Annotated in this window: 17 protein-coding genes; 11 read left to right on the top strand and 6 right to left on the bottom strand. The window is 64.8% G+C overall.

Annotation, left to right across the window (positions count from 1 at the left end; genetic code table 11):
• Positions 1–172 precede the first annotated feature (172 nt).
• From AC1VWL_RS13325 to AC1VWL_RS13315, 3 genes are all read right to left on the bottom strand, one after another.
• On the bottom strand, positions 173–763 hold the full coding sequence (locus AC1VWL_RS13325; RefSeq protein ID WP_482987013.1) for a cysteine dioxygenase family protein: 591 nt from the start codon (positions 761–763) through the stop codon (positions 173–175).
• A 56-nt stretch (positions 764–819) separates the two neighbouring features.
• Complete coding sequence (locus AC1VWL_RS13320; RefSeq protein ID WP_482987012.1) at positions 820–2,424, bottom strand: carboxylesterase/lipase family protein; 1,605 nt, start codon at positions 2,422–2,424, stop codon at positions 820–822.
• Positions 2,425–2,577: 153 nt separating this feature from the next.
• Positions 2,578–3,576 (bottom strand): alpha/beta hydrolase, encoded by a 999-nt coding sequence (locus AC1VWL_RS13315; RefSeq protein ID WP_482987011.1) that lies wholly within the window; start codon positions 3,574–3,576, stop codon positions 2,578–2,580.
• A 140-nt stretch (positions 3,577–3,716) separates the two neighbouring features.
• Between AC1VWL_RS13315 and AC1VWL_RS13310 the strand changes: the two genes are divergently transcribed.
• The 10 genes from AC1VWL_RS13310 to AC1VWL_RS13265 all read left to right on the top strand — a co-directional run bounded on the left by AC1VWL_RS13310 (position 3,717) and on the right by AC1VWL_RS13265 (position 14,862).
• Positions 3,717–4,544 carry a 2-keto-4-pentenoate hydratase gene (locus AC1VWL_RS13310; RefSeq protein WP_482987010.1) on the top strand — a complete coding sequence of 276 codons (828 nt, stop codon included), beginning with the start codon at positions 3,717–3,719 and terminating at the stop codon, positions 4,542–4,544.
• Positions 4,545–4,581: 37 nt separating this feature from the next.
• Positions 4,582–5,586 carry a TRAP transporter substrate-binding protein gene (locus AC1VWL_RS13305; RefSeq protein WP_482987009.1) on the top strand — a complete coding sequence of 335 codons (1,005 nt, stop codon included), beginning with the start codon at positions 4,582–4,584 and terminating at the stop codon, positions 5,584–5,586.
• A 13-nt stretch (positions 5,587–5,599) separates the two neighbouring features.
• Positions 5,600–6,136 carry a TRAP transporter small permease gene (locus AC1VWL_RS13300; RefSeq protein WP_482987008.1) on the top strand — a complete coding sequence of 179 codons (537 nt, stop codon included), beginning with the start codon at positions 5,600–5,602 and terminating at the stop codon, positions 6,134–6,136.
• A 3-nt stretch (positions 6,137–6,139) separates the two neighbouring features.
• Positions 6,140–7,423, top strand: a complete 1,284-nt coding sequence (locus AC1VWL_RS13295; RefSeq protein ID WP_296247413.1) for a TRAP transporter large permease — start codon at positions 6,140–6,142, stop codon at positions 7,421–7,423.
• A gap of 88 nt (positions 7,424–7,511) precedes the next feature.
• Positions 7,512–9,089: a family 43 glycosylhydrolase gene (locus AC1VWL_RS13290; RefSeq protein WP_482987007.1), complete on the top strand. Its 1,578-nt coding sequence runs from the start codon at positions 7,512–7,514 to the stop codon at positions 9,087–9,089.
• Positions 9,090–9,104: 15 nt separating this feature from the next.
• Positions 9,105–10,190 carry a LacI family DNA-binding transcriptional regulator gene (locus AC1VWL_RS13285; RefSeq protein WP_282270996.1) on the top strand — a complete coding sequence of 362 codons (1,086 nt, stop codon included), beginning with the start codon at positions 9,105–9,107 and terminating at the stop codon, positions 10,188–10,190.
• Positions 10,191–10,408: 218 nt separating this feature from the next.
• A complete protein-coding gene (gene kduD, locus AC1VWL_RS13280) occupies positions 10,409–11,164 on the top strand; it encodes a 2-dehydro-3-deoxy-D-gluconate 5-dehydrogenase KduD (protein ID WP_282270993.1) in 756 nt (251 codons plus the stop codon).
• A gap of 483 nt (positions 11,165–11,647) precedes the next feature.
• Complete coding sequence (locus AC1VWL_RS13275; RefSeq protein WP_296250408.1) at positions 11,648–12,286, top strand: RpiB/LacA/LacB family sugar-phosphate isomerase; 639 nt, start codon at positions 11,648–11,650, stop codon at positions 12,284–12,286.
• Positions 12,287–12,663: 377 nt separating this feature from the next.
• Positions 12,664–13,839, top strand: a complete 1,176-nt coding sequence (locus AC1VWL_RS13270) for a GDSL-type esterase/lipase family protein (RefSeq protein WP_482987006.1) — start codon at positions 12,664–12,666, stop codon at positions 13,837–13,839.
• A 279-nt stretch (positions 13,840–14,118) separates the two neighbouring features.
• Positions 14,119–14,862, top strand: a complete 744-nt coding sequence (locus tag AC1VWL_RS13265; protein ID WP_482987005.1) for an outer membrane beta-barrel protein — start codon at positions 14,119–14,121, stop codon at positions 14,860–14,862.
• A gap of 46 nt (positions 14,863–14,908) precedes the next feature.
• Here the strand turns inward: AC1VWL_RS13265 and AC1VWL_RS13260 are convergent, their stop codons facing one another.
• A complete protein-coding gene (locus AC1VWL_RS13260) occupies positions 14,909–15,835 on the bottom strand; it encodes a LysR family transcriptional regulator (RefSeq protein WP_482987004.1) in 927 nt (308 codons plus the stop codon).
• A gap of 137 nt (positions 15,836–15,972) precedes the next feature.
• Between AC1VWL_RS13260 and AC1VWL_RS13255 the strand changes: the two genes are divergently transcribed.
• A complete protein-coding gene (locus tag AC1VWL_RS13255) occupies positions 15,973–16,683 on the top strand; it encodes a pirin family protein (protein ID WP_296250398.1) in 711 nt (236 codons plus the stop codon).
• A 129-nt stretch (positions 16,684–16,812) separates the two neighbouring features.
• Here the strand turns inward: AC1VWL_RS13255 and AC1VWL_RS13250 are convergent, their stop codons facing one another.
• Positions 16,813–17,454 (bottom strand): DUF2894 domain-containing protein, encoded by a 642-nt coding sequence (locus tag AC1VWL_RS13250; protein ID WP_482987003.1) that lies wholly within the window; start codon positions 17,452–17,454, stop codon positions 16,813–16,815.
• Entirely contained in the window at positions 17,451–18,101 is a 651-nt protein-coding gene (locus AC1VWL_RS13245) for an OmpA family protein (RefSeq protein WP_482987002.1), read from the bottom strand. The genes AC1VWL_RS13250 and AC1VWL_RS13245 overlap by 4 nt, the downstream gene beginning before the upstream one ends.
• Positions 18,102–18,106 lie beyond the last annotated feature (5 nt).

Here is an 18,106-nt window from a genome sequence, read left to right as displayed (position 1 = left end):
GCGTTGAGTCGCTCTGCGCCCGGGCGTGTGTTGTGTTTGCCCTGCCGGTTGGGCCGTGGCGTTGGCGTCTGTGTGTGGGGCTGTCTGACCTCGGCCCCGCCGCCCCCCCCACTACGGTGTTGGTTGGATTGCCGGCTTCGCGGCTTACGCCGCTCCTAGAAAAGCCGCCGGCTCACGCATCCAGCCCCAGCTCTCTGCACTCACGCGCATACCAGCGTGGCGCATCATCGATCGGCTGGAAAACGTGGCTGCGCTCCATCACGCGCTGGTAGACGTGCACCGAGATCGCAATCCGTTCGGCGTCGCTGTTGCGCAGCGTATGGAATTCATCCGGCGGAATCAGGTTGCCGGCGCTGCCCTTGCAGCCGTGCAGGCACTCGCGTGGCGCGAACTGGTAACGCTCACCATCGCGCCCCAGCATCCGGTACGGGGTGATCTCCAAGCTGCCCTGCCATACGCCCTCCACGCACCACAGGCCATCGTGGTCGTGCAGCGGCGTACCCTGCCCTGGCCCCCAGGTCATGGCAATGATGCTGTAGCCATGTTCCGGGCTGCGGTAGATCTCACGGCGCGCGTAGTGGTCATGCACCGGTGCGTGCACGCAGGCCGGCAGCACGATCTGCGGATCGCGGATGGCGCGTTCCAGCACAGCCTGCACCTGGGCGACCGTGCTGTGGGTATCGCTGGCCTGCAAGGCGGCGTCGATACCGTCCAGCAGGCGCTGGCGGCCAGCGAATTCGGGATGCGGCGATTGCAATGTCATCACCGCAGTCTAGGCAAGGCAGGTAAAGATTCCGTTGAAACTATCTGCCGACCAGCTCAGAAGGTGCCGCGCTGGATGAAGGGCGCCTGCTGGTAGAGCCGACGTTCGCCGCCGCGCGGGTCGTCCATCTGCCGGCTTTGTGTGTCGAACAGCATCGTTTGTCGGCGTTCCAGGCCGTATTGCTGCCAGTGCGGCAGGCCGGCGTGGTTCGGATCGCCGTGCCGTGCGAAGGCCAGCAAGGCATCACTCATCGTGTCGGCGAGCTGCTGCATCGCCGCACCGCTGCCGGTGCGGGAGCCGGGCTGGCGGTTGTTGTGGAACACCAGCGGGATGTCCAGCGTATGGAAGGCGCGCAGCCTGGCGGCGTCGCCATCGCGGTTGTAACCGTCCAGCTGATATGCCCAGGTCGGCGCGCCCTGGCGCGCACGCGCTTCCAGTTCTTCCACCGCACCGCGCCAGGAGCGGCCGGCGGTAGTGGCAGCGAAGAACACGTCCGACGGCGTGTACTGCGGATACAGGCGGCGGTATTCGGCAATCACTACCGATGGCAGCAGGTCCACGTACTGCTGGGCTTCGAGCTTGGCCGGCAGCTCCTCCCAGCTCAGTTCGAAATTCTTCGGATCGTTGCCGAGGAAGGCACGGGTTTCGTCGTGGGTGTTGCCGATCACCATCGGGATGGTTGCCGACTGCTGCGGCGCCTGCGGCCAGAACGGGTGTACCGGCAGGTTGCGTGCGTCCAGCACCGGGCCGACGTAGAGGCTGCTGCTCTCCACGCGCGAGGGATCGCGTACTTTCACCGCCTCCAGCAGCTGCTGCATCGGCATGCGCCGCAATGCCTCGGGATCGGCCTTGAGGTGATCGAGCACCAGCTGTGCGCGCTGCGTGGCCGCGCGCGGGCCGGCGGCGGTGGCCTGCTGGCCGCTCATCGTCCAGGCGCGGTGGAACAGGCCCTTGGCCGCCGGCATCGCCATCAGCGTGGCGATCTTGGCGCCGCCGCCGGACTGGCCGAACACGGTGACGTTGTCGGCATCGCCGCCAAACTCGGCGGCGTGCTGACGCACCCACTGCAGTGCCTGGATCAGATCAAGCTGGCCGACATTGCCGGAATCGGCGAAGGTCTCATCGCCGAGCTGGGCCAGGTACAGATAGCCGAACAGATTGAGGCGGTGGTTGACCGTCACCACCACCACGTCACCGCGTCGGCTCAGGTTGCCGCCGTCGTATAGCGGGTCGCTGCCGGAGCCGTTGTTGTAGGCGCCGCCGTGGATATAGAACAGGATCGGCCGCTTGCCGCCGTCGCGCAGTGCTGGCGTCCACACGTTGAGGTAGAGGCAGTCCTCGCTGCCCGGGCCTTCGCTGCCGGTTTGTGGGGCCGCGGCTGCGTAGTCGAGCGCATCGCGTATGCCGTGCCAGGGGTGTTCCTGCAGGGCGGACCGAAAGCGGCGAGGCGCGGTGTCAGCGCCGTAGGGGATGCCGCGGAATACGTGCGTGCCGTTCTCGGTCTGGCCGGCCAGGCGGCCGCTGCGGATGCGGGCGATCGGGCTGGCTGGGGTGTTGGCCCAGCTGGAGTTGCTGAGGGTGGCAAGGCTGGTTGCTGCGGCCAGCAGGGTGGATTGCTGGAGGAAGCTGCGGCGGGCGGGGTTGATTGGGGTTTGCGGCATGGTGGTGTCCTGAGGTTGCGGAGATTGGGCGCGCTTCGCCGTGGGTTCAACCCCCGCTTCGCGCCCCGGCCCTCGCGCTGGCGAGAGGGCGTTCGTGAGGTCGCGAACCGGTGGTTCGCAGGCGACCGCACTCACCCCGCAGGGAGAGGGGCTTTAAAGGCTGGGCTTCGGTTGGTTTGGTTGTTGCGATGCCATCCAGCTCAGGGCCAGTTGTGGCCATGCCGCTGTTGTCAGGCCCACTGTGCCGCGTGTGCCAAAGCCGTGGCCGCCGTGCGGGAACAGGTGCATTTCGCTGCTGACCTTGGCACTGCGCAGGCTGTTGTAGAAAAGCAGGCTGTTGCCTACCGGTACTACCTCGTCATCGGCGGCATGCAGCAGGAAGCTTGGCGGTGTATCGGCGCGGACCTGCAGCTGCATCGAGTAGTGCTGCAGCAGTTCGTCGCTGGGCGCGCTACCGAGCAGGCGGTCGAGTGAACCTGCATGCACGTCGTCGCCGCGCATCGTGATGACCGGATACATCAGCAGCTGGAAGTCGGGGCGTGCGCTTTCCGCGTCGATTGCGTCGCTGTGCGGATAGACATTGCGGTCAAAGCCGTTGCCCAGCCGTGCGGCCAGGTGCCCGCCGGCCGAGAAACCCATCGTGCCGATGCGCTGCGGGTCCAGGCCCCAGTCCTTGGCGTGGTGGCGGATCAGCCGCAGTGCTCGCTGCGCATCGGCCAGCGCCGCTTCGCGGTCGGCACGGCCTTCGCCCGGCAGCCGGTAGCGCAACACGAACAGGGTCACTCCGCCCTGCCCCACCAGGGCCGGCACCAGTGCGGTGCCCTCCTTGTCCAGCACAACGCGTTGGTAGCCGCCGCCGGGGATTACCAGCAAGGCGCTGCCATTGGGCTTGGCCGGGCGATAGGCCACCAGATAGGGCGCGCTGACATGGTCGATATAGCGGTCCGGCAACGCCGGATCGCTGCTGCGTTCGACGATGCGCTGCGCTTGCGCCAGTGGCTTGTCCCCCGGTGCCATACCCTGCGGCCACAGCGCGATACGGTCGGGTGACGTCGCTGCGGGTTCACCATCGGTGGCGGCCAATACGGTTGCCGGGAGCAGCCCGACGAAAGCGGCGAAAGCCAGCTGCAACAAGGGTTTCAATCGAATCATGGGCGGTGCGGTCAGGTCTGGGCCGAGGGCGTGGTACAGCTTCTGGTGCAGTGCACATTGTCAGATGACACCGGTTTACCTTATACAGCCAGTCACAGCACTGTCGATGGGCAGTGCAGCAAAGTCACCAGGAGACGCACTTGAGCAACGACCAAGGCAGCCAGCCGCAGGCGCCAGCCGCGCTGGACGAGATTGCCCGCACTTTTGTGGAAGCACGCCGCGATGGCCGCTCGCTTCCGGATTTCCCCGGTGTGATCCCGGACGATCTGGTCACCGCCTATCAGGTGCAGGATCTGGCGATCGGCCGCTGGGATGACAGCGTGGTTGGCTGGAAGGTCGGCTACATCGCTGCCGAGCGCCGCGACAGCTCCGGCGACGATCGCCTGCTCGGCCCGATTTTCAAACGTAATCTCTGGAATGCTACCGGTAGCATCGTGGAGATCCCCGTATTTGAAGCCGCAGGCGGCTTTGCCGCGGTGGAAGCCGAATACGTGCTGGAACTGCTCGCCGATGCCCCGGCCGACAAGCTCGACTGGACCCCGGAAGAAGCCGAGGCGCTGCCGGCCAAGCTCTACATCGGCGTGGAAGTGGCCAGCAGCCCGTTGAAGACCATCAATGTGCTCGGCCCGCGCGTGGTGGTGTCCGATTTCGGCAACAACAACGGCCTGGTGCTGGGCGCCGAAGTGCCGAACTGGATCCGCTGCGACGAACCGGAGCTGCGTGCGCAGACCGAGATCGACGGCGTCGTGGTCGGCACCGGTGGTGCCACCACCCTGCCCGGCGGCCTGCGTGCCGCGTACGCGTTCGCACTGTCGCGTTCGGCCAAGCGTGGCCGGCCGCTGAAGAAGGGCGAACTGATCGCTACCGGCAATGCCACCGGCATCCACGACATCGCCGTGGGCCAGCAGGCATTGATTCGCTTCGCCGGTTACGGCGACATTTCCTGCAAGGCCGTGCCCGCCGGGTAATCCCGGCCGCCACGGTAGCAACGCGTTGGAGGGCGCTATGGTTACTCGAAGAGGCTTTCTCAAAACCGGCATGGGGGCATTGGCCATGCCGGTACTCGCCGCCTGCTCTGGTGGCAGCAAGGGTGCGGCCGGTGGCAGTCAGCTGCTGACCGCCACCGATGTGCACGTGGCGGACTATCCGACCGTCACCGCGGTGAAGTGGATCGGCGAACAGCTGCTGCGCGAAACCGGCGGCCGCCTGGGCTTGAACCAGTTCCATTCCGGCCAGCTCGGCCGTGAGTCCGAGGCGATCGACATGGCCCGCTTCGGTGCCATCGACATCACCCGCGTCTATTCCGGCGCGCTCAACAATGCGTTCCCGCTGACCCGCGCGCTGTGCCTGCCGTATGTCTTCGACTCGGTCGAACATATGCGCCGCGCGCTCGATGGTGGCATCGCCGATGCGGTGCTGCAGGGCTTTGAAAGCCGCGAACTGGTCGGCTTGGCGGTCTACGACTCCGGTGCGCGCAGCTTCTACAACACCAAGCACCCGATCATCACGCCCAAGGACCTGCACGGCTTGAAGCTGCGCGTGGCCAGCTCGGACATCTTCCTGCAGCTGATGCGCCTGTTCGGTGCCAATCCCACGCCGATGTCGCTGGGCGACACCTTCTCCGGCATGGAGACGCACATGATCGACGGCGCCGAGAACAACATGCGTAGCTTCCATTCCAGTCGCCATTTCGAGGCCGCGCATTACTGGTCGGAAAGCCAACACTCGTACGCGCCGGACATCCTGCTGATGTCGCGTCGCAGCCTGGATGCATTGACGCCATCAGATCGCCGCCTGGTGATCGACCTGGCGCGGCAATCGGTGCAGGTGATGCGCACCGCTTGGGACGCATCCGAAGACAAGGCCCGCGAGGCGGTACTGGCTGCCGGTGTGAAGTCGAATGCGGTCGTCATGCCGGCGTTCCGCGCCGCTGCCGAACCGCTGCTGCGTGACTACCTGCAGCAGGCCGATATCGCCGCGCTGCACCGTCGCATCCGCGACTTCGCCTGAGGGGGCCGTACCGATGTCTGATTCCAACGTACAAGCGGCCCCGGCAGGACTCCAGCGCGCGCTGGAGAAACTCGCCAACGTGGTCATCTACATCGCCGTCGCCGCCCTGCTCGGGCTGGTGGTGGTACAGGGCTGGCAGGTCTTCGCCCGCTACGTCATCAATGATTCGCCGAGCTGGACCGAGCCGGTCACGCTGTTGCTGCTGAGCACCACGATGAGCATGGGCGCGGCGGCCGGCGTGTATACCAACCGCCATTTCGGCTTCTTCCTGCTGGCCGAGCACATGCACCCGCTGGTCAAGCGCCTGATCGATGCGCTGGTGCCACTGATCGTCGGTACCATCGGTGGTTTCCTGGCCTGGTGGGGCTGGGTGTTGTGGCTGGACGGCCTGCACATCAAGGCCGCCGGCGCCAACCTGCCGCAGAGCGTGAACTACCTGCCGCTGAGCATCGGTGGTGCGCTGATGGCGCTGTTCGCACTCAATCGCCTGCTGTTGTCGCTGCGCGTTGGCGCCGGCACCGCTGCCAACGCTGCCGAAGGGGACCGCTGAGTCATGGGTATCGCAATTCTTTTCGCCGTATTCGGCGTGCTGTTGTTGATCGGCGTACCGGTGGCCTATGCGCTTGCCGCTGCCGCGCTGGCGACCTTGTTGTACCTGGATATCCCCAGCATCGTGCTGGTGCAGCAGATCTCGGCCGGTACCGGCTCGGCCTCGCTGATCGCCATTCCGCTTTTCATCTTTGCTGGTGAAATCATGATGCGCGGCGGTATTTCCGAGCGTTTGATTTCCCTGGCCTCATCGCTGGTTGGGCGCCTGCGCGGTGGCCTGGGCCAGGTCTCGATCCTGTCCTCGCTGTTCTTCGGCGGCGTGTCGGGTTCGGCCATCGCCGACGTGTCGGCGGTCGGCGGCACGATGATTCCGCAGATGGTCAAGCGTGGCTATGACCGTGACTTCGCGGTCAACGTCAGCATCACCGCCGCACTGGTGGCGCTGCTGGTGCCGCCGTCGCATAACCTGATCCTGTTCTCGGCCGCGGCCGGTGGTGGCCTGTCCATCGCCGATCTGTTCGCCGCAGGCATCGTGCCGGCGCTGTTGATGACGGTGGTGCTGATGGTCACCGGCTACGTGGTTGCACGGCGCCGCGGCTATGGAGTGGAGGCCTTCCCGGGTTGGCGTGCGGTGCTGTTGCGATTGGTTGCCGCCCTGCCCGGCCTCGGCCTGGTCGGCCTGATCTTCTTCGGCATCCGCGCCGGTATCTTCACCGCGGTGGAATCGGCGGCAATCGCCGTGGTCTACGCATTGCTGGTGACCACCGTGCTGTACCGCCAGCTGCGCATCAAGGAGTTCTTCGAAACCGTCATCCATGCGGCGCGCAGCACCGGCGTGATCCTGTTCGTGATCGCCACCGCTGCGGTGTTCGGCTGGCTGCTGGCCTACCTGCAGGTGCCTGCGGCGGCGGTGGAGTTCCTGCAGTCGTTCGCCCACAGCAAGTACATGGTGCTGTTGATGATCGTGGTGATGCTGCTGTTGCTGGGCACCTTCATGGACCTGGCGCCGATGATCCTGATCTGCACGCCGATCTTCCTGCCGGTGGCCAAGGCCTATGGCATCGACCCGATCCACTTCGGCCTGGTGCTGGTGCTGACCGGTGGCCTCGGCCTGGTCACACCGCCGGTGGGCTCGGTGCTGTTCATCGGTACCGCCATCGGCAAGATCAGCGTCGGCGAAAGCATGAAGACCATCTGGCCGTTCTGGATGGCCGGGCTGGTGGTGCTGTTGATTGTGACCTTCTTCCCCGAACTGTCGCTGTGGCTGCCAGCCTTGCTGCGTAGCTGATGCATGCACGCTGCGGACAGGTTCCTGCCTGTCCGCAGCCGTGGTTTGACGCTGGCGTTTGCGCCGCGCCTTCAACATGGAGATGACGATGAACGTGACCCGTACCCTGGCCGCGCTGGCCACCGCATGCCTGCTGGCTGCCGCGCCGGCCTGGGCTGCCGATACACCGACCACTCCCAAGCGCGGCATCGAACACCAGCGCATGGCCGATCTGGGCGATGGCAGCTTCCTCAACCCGGTGCTGGCCGGCGATCACCCGGATCCATCGGTGCTCAAGGACGGTGATGATTACTACCTCACCCTGTCCTCCTTCGACGCCTATCCCGGCCTGCCGATCTGGCATTCGCGCGACCTGGTCAACTGGCAGCCGCTGGGCCATGCCATCACCACCAACGTCGGCGCGATCTGGGCGCCGGACATCATCAAGCACAAGGGCCGCTACTTCATCTACTTCCCGGCGCGTACCGGTGATTCGCGCAGCAACTTCGTGGTCTGGGCCGACGACATCAAGGGCCCGTGGAGCGAGCCGATCGACATCGGCCTGTCCGGCTATATCGACCCCGGCCACGCCGTGGGCGAGGACGGCAAGCGCTACCTGTTCCTGTCCGGTGGCGATTACGTGCAGATCAGCGATGACGGCTTGAGCGTGGTCGGCAAGCCCAGGCATGTCTATGACGGCTGGCGTTACCCGGAAAGCTGGGACGTGGAGTCCTATGCCCAGGAAGGCCCGAAGATCAGCCAGCGCAATGGCTGGTATTACATGACCACCGCGGTCGGCGGCACCGCCGGTCCGCCGACCGGGCACATGGTCATCACCGCACGCTCGCGCTCGATCCACGGGCCGTGGGAAAACGCACCCAACAACCCCATCACCCGCACCGTCGATCGCGCCGAGCCGTGGTGGTCGCGTGGCCATGCCACCCTGATCGAAGGCACCGATGGCCGCGGCTGGATGATGTACCACGGCTACGAGAACGGTTACTGGACGCTGGGCCGGCAGATGCTGCTGGAACCAATCGAGTGGACCGACGACGGTTGGTTCGTGGCCAAGGGCGGCGATCTTGGCGCGCCGCTGGCCAAACCGTCCGGTGAAGCGGTACCGCATGGCATGGCGCTGTCCGATGACTTCAAGGGCGGCAAGCTCGGCCCGCAGTGGTCGTTCTTCAACCCGACCCGCGAGGAGTACCAGCGCCTGTCCTTCGACAAGGACGGCATGACCCTTCAGGGCAAGGGCAGCACCCCGCGTGACAGCTCACCGCTGACCGCGATTGCCGGCGACGTCGCCTATCAGTTTGAAGTGGAGATGGACATCGAGCCGGGTGCCTTTGGTGGCGCCCTGCTGTACTACAGCGACCGCCTGTACGCCGGCGTGGGCAGCAATGGCGAGCAGTTCATCCTGCACCGCTATGGCGAGGAGCGCCCCACCCGGCCCCAGCCCAGCGCCACCGGCGGCAAACTGTGGCTGCGGGTGACCAACAACCGCCACATCCTCACCATCCACAGCTCCAAGGACGGCCGGACCTGGCAGAAGTATCCTGTTCAGATGGAAGTCTCCGGCTACCATCACAATGTGGCGGGGAAATTCCTTGCGCTGAAGCCGGCCATCTACGCCGCCGGCAATGGCAAGGTCCACTTCCGCCAGTTCCGCTACCGCGCACTGGATTGAGCGCGGCCCGATAGAATGAATGTATTGAACGGTTTCAAGGACATCGCCTTGCGCAAGAAAGCCGACGCCGCCGCCACGCCCCAGTCACTGGGGCGGCCCGCCACCATCAACGACATCGCGCGGCTGTCGGGTGTTTCCAAGAAGACGGTCTCGCGGATCATCAACAACTCGCCGCTGGTGCGCAAAGACACCCGCGACAAGGTGGAAGCACTGATGCGCGAGGTCGGCTACACGCCCGACCCGCTGGCCCGCGGGCTGGCGTTCCGGCGCTCGTTCCTTATCGGCATGGTCTACGACAACCCCACCGCACAATACGTGGTGGACATGCAGAACGGTGCATTGGATGCGCTGCGCGGTTCCAGCTTCGAGCTGGTGGTGCACCCCTGCGACACCCGCAGCCCCGGCTACATCGAGGGCGTGAAGCGCTTCGTGCAGCAGCAGAAGCTGCACGGCGTGATCCTGGTGCCGCGCGCGTCCGAAGACCAGGCGCTGGCCGACATGCTGGACGAGATCGGCTGCCGCTTCACCCGCATCGCCTCGCTGCCGCTGGATGAAACCTCGCAGATGGTGATCACCCACGACCGTGACGGCGCCGCCGAAGCGGCCGATTACCTGCTGTCGCTGGGCCACCGCGACATCGCCCTGATCACCGGCCCCACCGCCTACCGCTCCGCGCATGAACGCACCGCGGGCTTCCTTGAGGCCCTGGAGCGGCGTGGCATCGAGCTGCCGCCGGCGCGCATCATCGAGGCCGGTTACACCTTCGAATCCGGTGTGGCCGCGGCCGAGAAGCTGCTGCTAGGCAAGCAACGGCCGACCGCCATCTTCACCGGTAACGATGAAATGGCCGCCGGCGTCTACAAGGTCGCCATGCGCGCCGGCATCAGCATTCCCCGCGAACTGTCGATCGTCGGTTACGACGACAGCCCGCTGGCCTCACGCCTGTGGCCATCGTTGACCTCGGTACGCCGCAACACCCGTGACACCGGGAGAACAGCAGCGGCCATGCTGATCCAGCCCGAGGGCAAGACCGCCATGCCCCTGGCCAGCGTTCGCCCCCATCTGATCGTGCGCGATTCCTGCCAGCCGCCGCAGGACTGATTGAATCCAAGTTTTTGTTTTTCAAAGAAAACCGCTTATCTTGCAGTGCAAAATGACACCGGTTTCCATAATTGGCTAGAATCGCCCGGCAGGCCCGCGGATTGCAGTCGCGGGCCACTGGACAGATGCGCTGACCGGACCCGCTCCGGTGCCATCGCCCCGCTCCGGCACCCGCCGCCGGCAGCACCATCGAACTACCGCTCTGGGAGAGGAACAGCATGACGAATCCATTCAGTCTCGAAGGCAAGGTCGCCCTGGTAACCGGTGCCAATACCGGTCTGGGCCAGGGCATCGCGCTGGCGCTGGCCGCCGCCGGTGCCGACATTGCCGGCGCCGGCATCGTCCCGGCCGACGAGACCGCCGAGAAGGTGCGCGCGCTGGGCCGCCGCTTCCTCAACATCGAAGCCAACCTGATCAGCATCGAGCCGGTCGAGCGCGTGGTTGCCGAGACCGTTGCAGGCCTGGGCCGCCTGGATATCCTGGTCAACAACGCCGGCCTGATCCGTCGTGCTGATGCAGTGGATTTCAGCGAGAAGGATTGGGATGACGTGATGAACGTCAACATCAAGTCCGCGTTCTTCATGAGCCAGGCCGCTGGCAAGCATTTCATCGCCCAGGGCAGCGGCAAGATCATCAACATCGCCTCGATGCTGTCCTTCCAGGGCGGCGTGCGGGTGCCGTCGTATACCGCTTCCAAGAGCGGCATTGCCGGCATCACCCGCCTGCTGGCCAATGAGTGGGCAGGCAAGGGCGTGACCATCAACGCCATCGCCCCGGGCTACATGGCCACCGACAACACCGCACAGCTGCGCGCGGACGAAGACCGCAACAAGGCGATCCTGGACCGCATCCCGGCCGGCCGCTGGGGCAAGCCGGAAGACCTGGGCGGCACCGCGGTGTTCCTGGCCTCGAGCGCGTCGGATTACGTCAACGGCGCGATCATTCCGGTGGATGGTGGTTGGTTGGCGCGCTGAGGATTGAAGGTGGTGAGTGGGAAGCTGAAACGCAGGTCGGAAGCGTAAAGCTGAAGAGCCAGAAGCGCCCTCACCCCTACCCCTCTCCCGCATGCGGGAGAGGGGAAAGCAAGAGCCAAGGCAGGAGCCGAAGCAACAGCCGAAGCAACAGTCAAAGCAACAGCCAAAGCAACGGCCAAAGCAGAAGCCAAAGCAGAAGCCAAAGCAGAAGCTAGAGGCAGAACTAAAGGCAGAACTAAAGGCAGAACTAAAGGCAGAGCTAAAGGCAGAGCTAAAGCTAGAGACAACAACGGCTACAGCGATGGCAACGACCGTAGCAATAGCGAGCAGCGCCAGCCAAGCAGCAGACGCTAGCAGCACAGATTTCCCTTCTCCCGCTTGCGGGAGAAGGTGCCCCGAAGGGGCGGATGAGGGGAGCTCTTGCTTCTGCACTTGCTTCCACACCATCAACAACAACGTTTCCCCCTAATCGAGAGTCACGCAATGAAAATCGCATTGATGCAGGAGTTCAGCCAGGCCGCCAAGAACCCGGTGGTGCTGGAACAGCTCAACACCGTCGCCGCCGCACAGGGCCACGACGTGTTCAACGTTGGCATGGACGGTGACAACGATCACCGCCTGACCTACATCCACCTCGGCATCTGCGCCGCGCTGCTGCTCAACGCCAAGGCCGTGGATTTCGTGGTCGCCGGCTGCGGTACCGGCCAGGGCGCGATGATGTCGCTCAATGCATGGCCGGGCGTGTTCTGCGGCTACTGCATCGAACCGACCGATGCCTTCCTGTTTGCCCAGGTCAACAGCGGCAACGCGTTGGCACTGCCGTTCGCCAAGGGCTTCGGCTGGGGCGCGGAAATCAACATCCGCTACATCTTCGAGAAGGCATTTGCCGGTGAGCGCGGCCAGGGTTACCCGGCTGAGCGCAAGGAATCGCAGATGGCCAATGCCGGCATCCTGGCGCAGGTGAAGCAGGGCGCCTCCAAGGACTTCGTCGAAGGCCTGAAGTCCATCGACCAGGAACTGGTTAAGCAGGCCGTCGGCGGCGAGCGCTTCCAGAAGGCGTTCTTCGACAACGCGCAGGACGACAACATCGTCGCCTACGTGAAGAGCGTGCTGGGCAAGTAAGCCCACGCATGCAGCAGCGCCCTTGCGGGCAGACAAGGGCGCCTGCGGGCGCCTTTGTTGTTTGTGGAACCGGTGCTCTACAAGCGTTTCCTGTAAATGGTATCCAGCCCTTCTCCCCTTGCGGGAAAAGGTGCCCGAAGAGCCTGCCCCCGCGGAGGCGGGGGGCGGAAAAGGGGAGGCGTGCATTGCACGCATGCTTCTTGGTGCTGGAACTCATCAAGCCAGCGATCTTCGATCGCCCCCTCTCCCCAACCCCCGCTCCGCGCCCCAGCCCTTGCGCCGGCGCAAGGGCGTTCAAGGGTCCACGAACCTTCGGTTCGTCAACCGTCCCCTCTCACCCCGCAAGGGGAGAGGGACTTCAAAGCGAACAGCAAAGCATGAAGACCTCAGCATTTTTCCTCATCGCCCTTTGCGCTCTCATTTCCAGCGCCCGCGCCAACGAATCCACCCACCGCGTCTTCATAGCCGCAGACTCAACCGCTGCCAGCTACGGCCCCGAGCGCGCACCACAAGCCGGATGGGGCCAGGTGCTGCAGAGCTGGCTCGAGGACAACCAATGGCAGGTGCGCAACCATGCCGTCGGCGGCCGCAGTACCCGCAGCTTCATCAACGAAGGGCGTCTGGATGCAATCGAGAAAGAGCTGCAACCCGGCGACGTATTGCTGATCCAGTTCGGCCACAACGATGCCAAGTTCGAAGACGCTACGCGCTACACCAATCCAGACAGCGACTATCAGCAGTTCCTCTCGCGCTACATCGCCGCTGCACGTGCGAAAGGCGCAACGCCAATCCTGATCACGCCGGTCGCACGCCTGCTCTATGACTTCGGTGCGTTGCTCGACACGCACGGACGCTACACGCTGGCAATGAAGCAGGTCGCCAAAGCGCAGGACGTGCAGCTGATCGATCTCAATGCCAGTTCGATGGCGTGGATCCGCGCGCTGGGCGAGCAGGGCGCCAAGCCCTATTTCATGTTTGTGCCCGAGCAGAACAAAGCCGATGGCACCCACTTCAGCGTGGCTGGTGCAACCGCAGTAGCCTGTCTGGTGATGCGCGGCTGGGTGGATATCGCGCCGCAGCTGAAGCCCACGCTCAAGCGCGATATCGACTGTGGTGCGATCACTGCGGGGCAGGGCGTGGTGGCTTCCACGCCAAGCGCTGCCGCACCTGTTGTTGCCACGCCAAAACCGGAGGCAGGCAATACCCACGGCTCGCAGGTCATCCGCGAACAGGACATCGGTCGCCAGCAACCGGGCCCGCACGGTGGCGCGGGGCCGACCACCGCCTACTCGTTCTTCGCCGATGTGAGTGATCTGCCGTTCGTGATGCGCAAGCGCGTGCTGCACAAGGGCGCAGGCATCGGCCTGCACCCGCAGCACAAGGACGAGATTTACTACATCGTCAGCGGGCGTGGCCTCTACGTGTTGGATGGCGAGCAATACGAAGTCGGCCCCGGCCACGCACTGCTCACCCGCAGCGGCAGCAGCCACGCACTGCAGCAGGCTGGTGAAGAGGATCTGGTGGTGATGCTGGCGTATCCGGCGACGCGTTGATTGCGCAGTTCGGGGGGGAGGGGCTGGCGCATCACAGCGGTGTTCTGCAGCGGCTTCGTTCCAATGTTGCTGTTTCATCGGCACCTTCGTGCAGGCCAACGCTGTCGTGGCCGAACTGGCTTGACACGGCCCCGGGCCGCCCCCAATGTGCCGTCCCTAGGGGCTTCCGATCCAGATAACTGCCTGTCCTGCGTATGCAGGAGCGGGCGGCGCGCGTCCCGCGGGCGCGACGGTTCGGCTCAGGAAGAATGGAATACGCATCATCCAGGATGGAAACCGATGAAGAAGAACAGCCTTGCTGTATTCGTTCCGTTGTTGCTGCTGACTGCCGGCGCCGCCGATGCGCAGTCCATTTCCAAGGGTTGGGCTGCCTACCGCGCCCAGCAGACCGCACCCGCCACTGCAACGCCAGCGCAACCTCCAGTGACCGGTGAGGCCGCGTCGCAGGTGACTTCCGATTCGCCCATCACACCGACACCAGTAGCGGTACCCGCAGCGGCTCCCGCGCCGCAATGGGGCAGCACACAGTCCAGGAACGAGCAGCCGCAACAGGGCTTCTTCGTCGGCGTACAGGGGGGTGCTGGCCGGGTGTACGAAGACGTCGATCAGCGTGCGGTTTCGGCCAATGCAGGCTACCGCTGGCAGATTGAAGATTTCGCCCAGGTGGGTATCGAGGTTGGTGCCGGCAAGTTGCAGGAAACCCACTGGAAGGGTTACCTGGTGCCTGAGGTCAGGTTCACCAATATCGGCGCGAATGCGCGCTTCAGCTTCGGCAGGAACAGTGCATGGTTCGGTACCGTGCGCGCTGGCTACTGGCGCGCGAAGTCGGATGATTACTGGGGCGAGGTCAGCACCGACGGTCTCTATGCAGGCGTGGGCGTTGGTGTGGACGTCAGCCGCCACTTCAACCTGCAGCTGATGTACACCGGCTACCTGTACTCGGCGGAGTACAACTACGACGACGAAGAGTACGAAGTGAATGGTGCCGACACCCTCACCCTGGGTGCGGAAGTCCGCTTCTGATTGCCAGCGAGCCGGTCGATGGAGACCGGCTTGACCTCTGGTTTCATCAGTCGGCCTGGGCAGGCGCCGCCCACGGTTCGCGTTCCAGGCGTTGTGCCAGGTAATCGATCAAAGCCTGTACCCGTGCCGGCCGGTGCAGGCCGGGCGGGGTGATGATGCTCAGTGCCAGTGGTTCGATTTTCCAGTCGTCCATGGCGGTCTGCAGGCGGCCATCACGCAGTTGTTCCCAGACCAGGAACTCCGGCTGCAGGGCGAGGCCAAGGCCTGCCTGCAGGGCGGCATCGAAAATCTCGGCATTGTTGGCCTGCAGCTGACGCGGCACGGTCTGCGCGAACTCGCCATGGCGCGGGTGGCGGAAGCGCCAGGTGTTGCCGCTGCGCGTATAGCTGTACTGGAAACCGCGGTGCCGGACCAGGTCGCGCGGATGGCTGGGACGCCCGTGTGCCTCGAAGTAGGCCGGCGACCCGACCAGCAGGATGCGGACCTGGCATAGCTGGCGCGCGCGCAGGCTGGAGTCGGCCAAGGTCGAAATGCGCAACGCCATGTCGAAGCGCTCGGCCACCAGGTCCACCATCTGGTCGCTGAGCTGGATATCCAGTTCCACGTCTGGATGCGCCTGCATGAACCCAGGCAGCAACGGTGCCAGCCGCGACACACCGAACGACATCGGTGCCGCCAGCCGGATCAGGCCGCGCAGCGCCGCCGAACGATCGGCTACTTCGGCTTCCACCGCCTCGCCCTCGTCGAGGATGCGCACTGCCCGCTCCAGCGCCGCTTCACCGGCGGCCGTCAGCGACATGCGCCGCGAGGTGCGATGGAACAGGCTGGTGCCGATGCGCGTCTCCAGCCGGGTGATGGCCTTGGAAACGGTGGCCTGCGACAGCTGCAACTCCTCGGCAGCGCGGGCGAAGGAGCCGGCTTCGGCAACCTTGGCGAAGATGGCCCAGGCTTCCAGGTCAGGCAGGCGGTTCATGGCGGCGGCTCGAAGGGCGGGGTGGGATGATCATGTCACAAATGGAAAGAATGCTTTTCCATACTTTCTATTCTCGACATTGAGGTGCAGGCCTAGACTTTCCCACATCGAAACCCCACCGCCTTCAGGAGAACGCCATGATTGAACGTCGCCCATTTGCCAGCCTTGGTGGAGCCAATCACGGCTGGCTCGATGCCAAGCACCACTTTTCCTTCGCCGAGTACCAGGACAGCAAGCGCATGAACTGGGGCACGATGCGGGTCTGGAATGACGACACCATCCAGCCCGGCACCGGCTTCCCGCCGCACCCGCATGCCGAGATGGAAATCATCACCTACGTCCGCGAAGGTGCCATCAGCCACAAGGACGACCAGGGCAACCAGGGCCGTACCGAAGCCGGCGACGTGCAGGTGATGAGTGCCGGCACCGGCATCCGCCACGCCGAATACAATCTGGAAGCAGGGGTCACCAGGATCTTCCAGATCTGGATCTTCCCGGACCAGCGCGGTGGCAAGCCGTCCTGGGGCAGCAAGCCCTTCCCCAAGGGCGAGCGCTCGGGCCGCTTCATCACCCTGGCCAGCGGCATGGAAGGTGACGACGATGCACTGCCGATCCGCGCCAACGCCCGCGTGCTGGGCGCCACGCTGAAGGCCGGCGAGAGCACCGAGTACCACTTCACCGACGCCAACCGTTACGGCTACCTGGTGCCGAACACCGGCAAGGTCGAGGTCAGCGGCGTGCTGCTGGAAGCCCGCGATGGTGCTGCCATCACTGGCGAGACCAGCATCCGCATCACCGCTTTGGAAGACTCCGAGCTGGTGTTGGTGGATACCCCCGCCCTGCAGTAAGCAAAACCGGGGTCAGAGTCGGGTTTTCCGCTCACACTTTTGCAAACAACAAAGGCGCGGATATCCGCGCCTTTGTTGCTTTGTTCGCACTCGATCACTTGTACCGATCGCCTGCTGCAGGTTGTTCGCTCACGCCTTCTTGCGGCTGGCCTTGCGCTTGCTGGCGGCGCGGGTCGGTTCCACCACGGTGCTGGTACCGCTTACCGGCTCCATCCACGTCAGCACATCCACGTAGGCGATGAAGTGCTGCAGGTACTCCGGCGACAGCTCCTGCATCAGCGCCATCGCGCGATAGGTGAGCACGCTGGAATGCAGCGGGCCGGCGTCTTCGGGCAGTGAATCCAGGCACTGGCGGAGCAGGCTGTCGATGCGGATGCGGCTCCACAACTGCTGGAACTCATCCAGCGCCGGCATCAACGCTGTGTCGTTGCCATCACCGCTGTCGCTGTCGATGACGACTGCGTTGGCGGTACTCAGCGGCAACTGGTATTGCAGCGGATCTGCCTCCAGCTGCTGCAGCAGTGATTGCAACGGTCTTTCCACGCTGGTTGTCGCCGCAGGCTTGGCAACTTCAACAGCAACAAGCTGTGCATACGCATCGGTCAGCTGTGACAGGCGCGCATCCAGCTGCGCGCGCGCGCTGCCCGCATAGCGCTGTGCACGCTGCGCCAGCGCCGCGATCAGCTCGAAACGTGGCGGATCGCAGCGATCAGCGCCGCTGTCGCGCCAGGCCTGCAGCTGTGCCAGTGCTGTCGAATCAGCGTGCATCATTGCGCGGCATCGGCCTTGCTTTCCTGCTTGGGGCGCGGGATCGGTGCGATCTCGACGCGGCGGTTTTTTGCGCGGCCAGCTTCATCATCGTTGCTGCTGACCGGCTGCTCAGCGCCGAAGGCGGCGGCGAACACCGATTGCGAGGGCACGCCATCGGCGATCAGGGTGCGGGTGACGGTGAGCGCGCGCGCGGCGGACAGCTCCAGGTTGTCGGCGAAGCGGCCGTTGGCCACGCGCACGGGCTGGTTGTCGGTGAAGCCGCTGACCATCAGGATCTCCTCGCGTGCGCCCAGATAGTCGCGCAACGGCGCTGCGATGCTCTGCAGCAGTTCGTGGCCCTCCGGCTGCAGCTGGTCGGAGTTGAGCGCGAACAACACGCTGCCGCTGATGCCGATGCGACCATTGATGACGGTGACGCGGCCAGCCGCCAATGGCGCGGCCAGGGCCTGCTCCAGCGTCTTCAGTTTGGCGGTCTGTTCCTGGCGCTGTTTGACCTCTTCATCCAGGCGGTTGTGCAGCAACAGCTGGATGCCGATCACGCTGGCCAGGATAAGCACGAACGCGCCGAGCAGCACCGACATCAGGTCGCCGAACGCGGCCCAGGTGGTGGCGCTGGATTCGGCGTCGAACTCGATTTCGTCGCTCATCGCGT

Source organism: Stenotrophomonas sp. STEN063, from assembly GCF_056854515.1.
The sequence above is the reverse complement of the archived record's forward strand: the minus strand, read 5'-3'. Positions and strand labels throughout refer to the sequence as shown.

Bases quoted from the DNA above. Each gene is read 5' to 3' on its own strand.
- AC1VWL_RS13325 (WP_482987013.1), bottom strand. From the start codon at position 763: ATGACATTGCAATCGCCGCATCCCGAATTCGCTGGCCGCCAGCGCCTG.
- AC1VWL_RS13320 (WP_482987012.1), bottom strand. From the start codon at position 2,424: ATGCCGCAAACCCCAATCAACCCCGCCCGCCGCAGCTTCCTCCAGCAA.
- AC1VWL_RS13315 (WP_482987011.1), bottom strand. From the start codon at position 3,576: ATGATTCGATTGAAACCCTTGTTGCAGCTGGCTTTCGCCGCTTTCGTC.
- AC1VWL_RS13305 (WP_482987009.1), top strand. From the start codon at position 4,582: ATGGTTACTCGAAGAGGCTTTCTCAAAACCGGCATGGGGGCATTGGCC.
- AC1VWL_RS13300 (WP_482987008.1), top strand. From the start codon at position 5,600: ATGTCTGATTCCAACGTACAAGCGGCCCCGGCAGGACTCCAGCGCGCG.
- AC1VWL_RS13295 (WP_296247413.1), top strand. From the start codon at position 6,140: ATGGGTATCGCAATTCTTTTCGCCGTATTCGGCGTGCTGTTGTTGATC.
- AC1VWL_RS13290 (WP_482987007.1), top strand. From the start codon at position 7,512: ATGAACGTGACCCGTACCCTGGCCGCGCTGGCCACCGCATGCCTGCTG.
- AC1VWL_RS13285 (WP_282270996.1), top strand. From the start codon at position 9,105: ATGAATGTATTGAACGGTTTCAAGGACATCGCCTTGCGCAAGAAAGCC.
- kduD (WP_282270993.1), top strand. From the start codon at position 10,409: ATGACGAATCCATTCAGTCTCGAAGGCAAGGTCGCCCTGGTAACCGGT.
- AC1VWL_RS13275 (WP_296250408.1), top strand. From the start codon at position 11,648: ATGAAAATCGCATTGATGCAGGAGTTCAGCCAGGCCGCCAAGAACCCG.
- AC1VWL_RS13270 (WP_482987006.1), top strand. From the start codon at position 12,664: ATGAAGACCTCAGCATTTTTCCTCATCGCCCTTTGCGCTCTCATTTCC.
- AC1VWL_RS13265 (WP_482987005.1), top strand. From the start codon at position 14,119: ATGAAGAAGAACAGCCTTGCTGTATTCGTTCCGTTGTTGCTGCTGACT.
- AC1VWL_RS13260 (WP_482987004.1), bottom strand. From the start codon at position 15,835: ATGAACCGCCTGCCTGACCTGGAAGCCTGGGCCATCTTCGCCAAGGTT.
- AC1VWL_RS13255 (WP_296250398.1), top strand. From the start codon at position 15,973: ATGATTGAACGTCGCCCATTTGCCAGCCTTGGTGGAGCCAATCACGGC.
- AC1VWL_RS13250 (WP_482987003.1), bottom strand. From the start codon at position 17,454: ATGATGCACGCTGATTCGACAGCACTGGCACAGCTGCAGGCCTGGCGC.
- AC1VWL_RS13245 (WP_482987002.1), bottom strand. From the start codon at position 18,101: ATGAGCGACGAAATCGAGTTCGACGCCGAATCCAGCGCCACCACCTGG.